The organism is Proteiniborus sp., assembly GCF_040308045.1.
GTDB lineage: Bacteria > Bacillota > Clostridia > Tissierellales > Proteiniboraceae > Proteiniborus.
Genome location: NZ_JAWRHZ010000003.1, coordinates 24110 through 30304 on the forward strand (window position 1 = coordinate 24110; position 6195 = coordinate 30304).

At 32.0% G+C, this 6195-nt stretch carries 5 protein-coding genes and 1 rRNA gene; all 6 read left to right on the forward strand.

Translation table 11 applies throughout. The features are described 5' to 3' along the window. Positions 1 to 4: 4 nt before the first annotated feature. Complete coding sequence (locus ABV008_RS00280) at positions 5 to 781, forward strand: hypothetical protein (protein WP_352417817.1); 777 nt, start codon at positions 5 to 7, stop codon at positions 779 to 781. A 41-nt stretch (positions 782 to 822) separates the two neighbouring features. Further along, the gene (locus ABV008_RS00285) at positions 823 to 1959 is read left to right on the forward strand and encodes a tetratricopeptide repeat protein (protein ID WP_352417818.1); all 1137 of its coding nucleotides are present in this window, start codon (positions 823 to 825) and stop codon (positions 1957 to 1959) included. 132 nt (positions 1960 to 2091) lie between these two features. Next, positions 2092 to 3000 (forward strand): bifunctional enoyl-CoA hydratase/phosphate acetyltransferase, encoded by a 909-nt coding sequence (locus ABV008_RS00290; protein WP_352417819.1) that lies wholly within the window; start codon positions 2092 to 2094, stop codon positions 2998 to 3000. Positions 3001 to 3102: 102 nt separating this feature from the next. Continuing rightward, positions 3103 to 4878: an indolepyruvate ferredoxin oxidoreductase subunit alpha gene (gene iorA, locus ABV008_RS00295; RefSeq protein WP_352417820.1), complete on the forward strand. Its 1776-nt coding sequence runs from the start codon at positions 3103 to 3105 to the stop codon at positions 4876 to 4878. A gap of 1 nt (position 4879) precedes the next feature. Further along, on the forward strand, positions 4880 to 5458 hold the full coding sequence (locus tag ABV008_RS00300) for an indolepyruvate oxidoreductase subunit beta (protein WP_352417821.1): 579 nt from the start codon (positions 4880 to 4882) through the stop codon (positions 5456 to 5458). 605 nt (positions 5459 to 6063) lie between these two features. After that, positions 6064 to 6195, forward strand: a 16S ribosomal RNA gene (locus tag ABV008_RS00305); the annotation flags it as partial.

Below are 6195 nucleotides of genomic sequence, written 5' to 3' on the forward strand. Positions count from 1 at the left end.
AAGGTTGAGTATTTTAAAAGACTTGCTTTTAGTAAATAAAAGTACACTTAAGAAAACTTTAAAGTTGTTTATGAGTAATTGGATAATAGTATTCACAGGTTTTGTATATACCTTACTTAATATTGCCTTAATGATTGTGATGAATGTAATTTTTAGAATTCCTATTATTAGATTCTTTTCTGGAATAGTTTCATTTATAGCAACTAGTGCTATGATTTCAAACTACCTATATCTTTTGAGTCAGATTATAAGATATGGAAAAGTTACTTTACAAGACTTTAAAGAGGGATTTACAGTGTATTTATGGAAGATATATGGAGTTCTGTTTATTGGCTGGGCTGCTAGTTTTTTATTTGATAGGATTATTGCACCTCTAATTTATTCAATTAATTTATCATTAGCAGGAACTATTAGTTTTATTATAAGTTTTTTAGTTTTAGTATTAGTGAATGCATTGCCAGAATCTATATATCAAAAACATTATTCAGCTTGGGATACTGTAACTTACGCATTTAACTTTGTCAAAGAAAACTGGATTGAATGGTTTGTTCCAAATATCATAATGCTTGGTTTATTTTATCTTGTTACAGGCAATGTAATAAAGGATGTTTTGGCTATAAGCTCTGGCTTCTTCTTTAACTTCTCAATAAAAGGTATTTTACTTTATGTAATAGGTCAAATAATGTTCTCTTTTATAATGATATATCGAGGGATTTTGTTTGATGTTTTAAGTACAAGCACCAGAAGAAAAAGAGCATTCATGCAACATTTATATAAATAGCTTGTATTGAAGCAATTGAAGAAAAGGACAGGTGAATAATTATGAAGAGCTTAGATGAATATTTTATTCGAAAGACAGAAGACATTTCTTTTATTGAAATAAAGCCTGACTCATTAGTCTATATAAATAATTATAGAATAGGAGCAGAAGTGCCATTACCTCTTATTGTGGATGAGCTTATTAGTGAAATTAAAGAAGGAACTGCTAAAGACGAAGTAAAGGTATCATCTATTATTAATGGAATGATATACCTTATTGGAGCAGATCCTAATTTCAAGTTCTTTGAGCAATACAAAGAAATACTTTATAACTATGATGAGAAAGTTGAAGAATATATATTATATATTGGTTTAAAAAAAATTAATGAAAATTCCTTTGAAGATGGATTAGTGTGGCTTAGAGCTTTATATAATTTAAATAGTAAAAATATAATGGGAAAATATAATTATGCACTTGCCTTAGAAGAAAAAGCAAGAAGACTCCTTTCCAATAATGATAATAAAAAGATAGCTATGTTCTTAAATAGCTCTACAAATATTTTTGAAGAAATTATTAATGAAAATCCAAATTTTGATTTAGCTTATTATAAGCTAGGATATCATTATAAGAATAGCCAACAATATATAAAAGGAAGCTTAATGTGGAAGAAATATCTTCAACTAGGAAAAGATAATGAAATGCTAGATGAAATAAGAGAGAATTTAGAGGCAATTCAGGATGATATTATATACGAAGAAGGATATAGTAAAATATTATCTGGGAATCCAAGAGCAGGATTAGAGAAGTTATTGCCTTTAAAAGAAAAGTATGTAGATTGGTGGAATTTATTTTTTATGATTGGCCTTGGGTATAGACAGATAGGAATGTATAAAGAGGCAATTGCAGAGTTTGAAACTGTACTTGACTTTGTGCCAGATCAGGTAGATGCTTTAAATGAACTTGGACTTTGTCTAGCTTTTTTAGGAGAAGGTAATGAAGCTATTAATAAGTTTACAAGAGCAATAGAATTAAGGCCTAAGGATTATGAAATAAGATGTAATAGAGGGATGGCTTATTTACAAATCAATGATATTGAAAATGCAGAAAAAGACATAAATACTGCCTATGAAATGTGTGATACAGATGAGATAACTATTTCATGTAAAAAAGAACTACAAAAGATCAAGAATATGGCTTAAGTCATATTCTTTTTTTATCCAGAAAACATTTAAGGTTTTGTAAACACTTTGAACAAATATATGCTATTATGATAGAATTATCTTGGGAAACGATTTCCTTATTAAACTACATATCTATGAGGGGGGAATATCTTGCTTAAATACTTAACAGAAATAATCGAAAAGGCTAAAGGACAAGCAAAGAAAGTGTTAGCAGTAGCTGCATGTCAGGATGAGGAAGTACTAAGAGCCGTTTACGAAGCTGCTTCATGTGGAATTATTGAGCCAGTATTAATAGGAGACATTGAAAAAACAGACAAAATAGCAGAAAAACTGGGGATTTCCATACATTCATATGAAAGGATAGACACTAAAGATTTAGTTGAGGCCGCAGAAATAGCAGTAAAACATGTAAGTAGTGGCAAGGCAGATTTCATAATGAAAGGACTAATTGATACATCTATATTATTGAAAGAAGTGTTAAATAAAGAATACGGTTTAAGAACAGATAGCCTGCTTAGCCATGTAATGATATACGAAGTACCAACATATCACAAATTTGTATTTTTAACTGATGGTGGTATGAACTTAGAACCAGATTTAGAAGATAAAGTGAAAATAGTGAAAAATGCCGTAAAAGTTTGTAAATCACTTGGATACGATAAAATAAAAGTAGCAGCAATTGCAGCAAAAGAAAAGGTAAATCCTAAGATGATTGCTACCATTCATGCTAATGAATTGAAGAATATGTATATTAATGGTTTATTTGAATATGGTGTTATTATAGACGGGCCTTTAGCACTTGATTTAGCAGTTTCTAAAGAAGCTGCAAAAATTAAAGGATATAATAGTGAAGTAGCAGGAGATGCAGATATTCTACTAGTTCCTAACATTGAAACTGGTAATGGAATTGGAAAGAGCTTAACATACTTTGCTAATAGTCAGTCTGCAGGAATAATAATGGGGGCTAAGACACCAGTAGTTTTAGTGTCAAGAGCCGACACGCATGAAGCTAAACTTTACTCTATTGCATTGGGTAGTATAATTTCTGAACTAAATTAGCAAGAATTTTAGATATGAAGTTCTAAATTAGATAGTGTAAATAGTGTTTTGAACTAATTCAAAGCTACTATTTTAAAGTTATAAATAAAGGGGTGTATTAAGATGAAAAGATTATTGACAGGAAACGAAGCAGTAGCCCTTGGAGCATATGAAGCTGGGGTAACTGTTGCTTCTGCCTATCCAGGAACTCCAAGTACAGAAATACTAGAAAATATATCGATGTATAAAGAGATATATTCTGAATGGGCACCAAATGAAAAAGTTGCTCTTGAAGTAACTATTGGAGCTTCCATAGCAGGAGCAAGGTCTATAGCGGCTATGAAGCACGTAGGAGTCAATGTAGCTGCAGACCCACTATTCACTTTTTCTTATACTGGGGTTAATGGTGGATGTGTATTTGTATCAGCAGATGATCCTGGAATGCATAGCTCTCAAAACGAACAGGATAATAGATATTATGCAAAGTTTGCAAAGATTCCTATGCTAGAGCCTAGTGATAGCCAAGAGGCAAAGGATTTTGTCAAAATAGCTTATGATATAAGCGAAGAGTACGATGCACCAGTTTTATTAAGACTTACTACAAGAGTTTGCCATGGAAAAGGTTTAGTGGAAATTGGAGAAAGAAAAGAAGTTGGTGTTAAAGAATATAAAAAGGATATTGTAAAATATGTAGCAACCCCTGCAAATGCGAGAAAACGCAGAGTGATATTAGAAGAAAGGCAAGCGAAATTAGAAGAATTAAGCAATAAATCTGAACTAAATAAAATAGAATGGAATGGAAAAGAAATTGGAGTTATAACTTCTGGTGTAGCATATCAATATGCAAAAGAAGTATTTGGAGATAAAGCATCATTTTTAAAATTAGGCTTTACATTTCCTTTACCAAAAGCGAAAATAAAAGAGTTTGCTAAACAAGTTAAAAAACTTTATGTAATAGAAGAATTAGAGCCATATTTAGAAGATGAAATTAGAAGTATGGGTATAGATGTAATAGGTAAGGATCTTATCCCAGCAATTGGAGAACTTAACCCAGACATAATTGCAGAATCATTATTAGGAATTAAACCTAATAAAGTAGATATAAGTCCAGAAAAAGTTGTTGGAAGACCTCCTACTATGTGCGCAGGATGTCCTCATAGGGGATTATTCTATGTATTAAGTAAAAAGAAAAATATAGCTGTTACAGGAGATATTGGCTGTTATACATTGGGATCTGCACCTCCATTAGAGAGCATGGATACGTGTATATGTATGGGTGCTAGTATTAGTGCTGGACATGGGTTAACTAAGGCATTTGAAAAAAATGAAAAGGATACTAAGGTATTTGGGGTTATTGGTGACTCTACATTTTTCCATTCAGGTATTACAGGCTTGATAAATGTAATCTACAACAAAGGTAACTTAGCAACTATTATACTTGATAATAGAATAACTGGAATGACTGGACACCAAAATAATCCTGGAACAGGATATACCTTATCGGGTGAAGCTACTGAGCATATAGATATAGTTAAAATATGTGAAGCTATAGGTGTTAAAAATATAGCTGTAGTAAACCCACTAGATTTAAAAGAAACAGAAGATGCAATTAATAAAGCTATTAACACAAAAGAGCCTATGGTTATAATAACAAAAATGCCTTGCGTTCTAAAAAAATCACCAGCAGAAGAAATAGAAGAGTATAAATTAAAAGAGAGAGTTAAATGTGTAGTAGATCGAGAAAAGTGCAGGAAATGCAAAATGTGCCTAAAAGCTGGGTGTCCAGCAATATCATTTGATGTTAATATAGGTTCTATAATAGATGAGTCTATGTGTGTAGGCTGTGATGTATGTTTGCAAATATGTCCATTTAAAGCAATAGTAAAGGCGGGTGAGTAGTATGTCTGACGTGAAAAACATTTTGTTTGTAGGGGTAGGGGGACAAGGAATAATACTTGCTAGTAAGATATTATCCAAGGGCCTTATAGATGCTGGATATGATGTAAAAATGTCCGAAGTACATGGAATGGCTCAACGTGGAGGTAGCGTAACTACACAAATCAGATATGGGGGAAAAGTATATTCTCCTATAATTGGAATTGGTCAGGCTGATATAATTGTGTCCTTTGAAAAAATGGAGGCTATGAGATGGATAGAATATCTTAAGCCAAACGGAAAGATGGTTGTAAACGATTATGCAATACCTCCAGCACCAGTTCTTTCCGGAAAAGTTGGATATCCAGAAGGAATTGTTGAAGACTTGGAAAGTAAAGTTCATACAGTAAGATTAGATGCTGCAGAAGAAGCAGCTAAACTAGGGAACATAAAAACAATGAATATTATTATGTTAGGAGCTCTAATCAAAGCAATGGGAATAAATGAGGTAGATTGGGATAGTGTTATTAAGGAAGAGGTTAAAGAAAGATTTGTAGATGTAAACATTAAGGCTTTTAATAAAGGTAAAATGTTAGTTAAGTAAACTAACCAATAGAGCTGGGGCATAGCCCTAGCTCTATTAAAAGATAGAAAAAATATTAAGTGTTATATTCCATACATATTAAATACTTATTGTGGAACAATATAAATCTATATATAGCTTAAGCTTATAACAGGACATGACTTGGTTTAGGGAAAAAATGGTTAGCAAATACCTATTGACTTAATACTTAAAATCTGATATATTAAAAAAGTCGCTACTATGTGACAAGGAAACATAAGGTAAAAAACGATTAAAAAAAGTCAATAAAAACTGTTGACAAAGAAATGATAAAATGATAAGCTGTAAAAGTCGCCAACAAAGCTGGCGAAAAAACAAAAGATAAAAGAATGGCTAGTCAAGAAAAAAGTATTGACAAGCGAGAACAAAAATGATAATATATAAAAGTTGTTGCTAAACAAAAGCATCAACAAAGATACAAGCTATGTTCCTATGGACACAAAGAACTAACACCCTTCGGGGGGAAATTGATGATGGTCTTTGAAAATTGAACAGTGAGAAGAAAACACAAACATCCAAAATGTAAATTTTGAGATGCGCTTAAAATAAAGTCAACGTCATAACGAGTGACAGGAGACAAAGAACTTTTATTTGAGAGTTTGATCCTGGCTCAGGATGAACGCTGGCGGCGTGCTTAACACATGCAAGTCGAACGAATTACTTTAAAAGAAGTCTTCGGATGGAAAATAAAGTAGTTAGTGGCGGACGGGTGAGTAACG

What these genes read in the sequence shown, in the direction of transcription:
- ABV008_RS00285 (WP_352417818.1), top strand. Translation starts at nt 823, where the DNA reads ATGAAGAGCTTAGATGAATATTTTATTCGAAAGACAGAAGACATTTCT.
- ABV008_RS00300 (WP_352417821.1), top strand. Translation starts at nt 4,880, where the DNA reads ATGTCTGACGTGAAAAACATTTTGTTTGTAGGGGTAGGGGGACAAGGA.
- iorA (WP_352417820.1), top strand. Translation starts at nt 3,103, where the DNA reads ATGAAAAGATTATTGACAGGAAACGAAGCAGTAGCCCTTGGAGCATAT.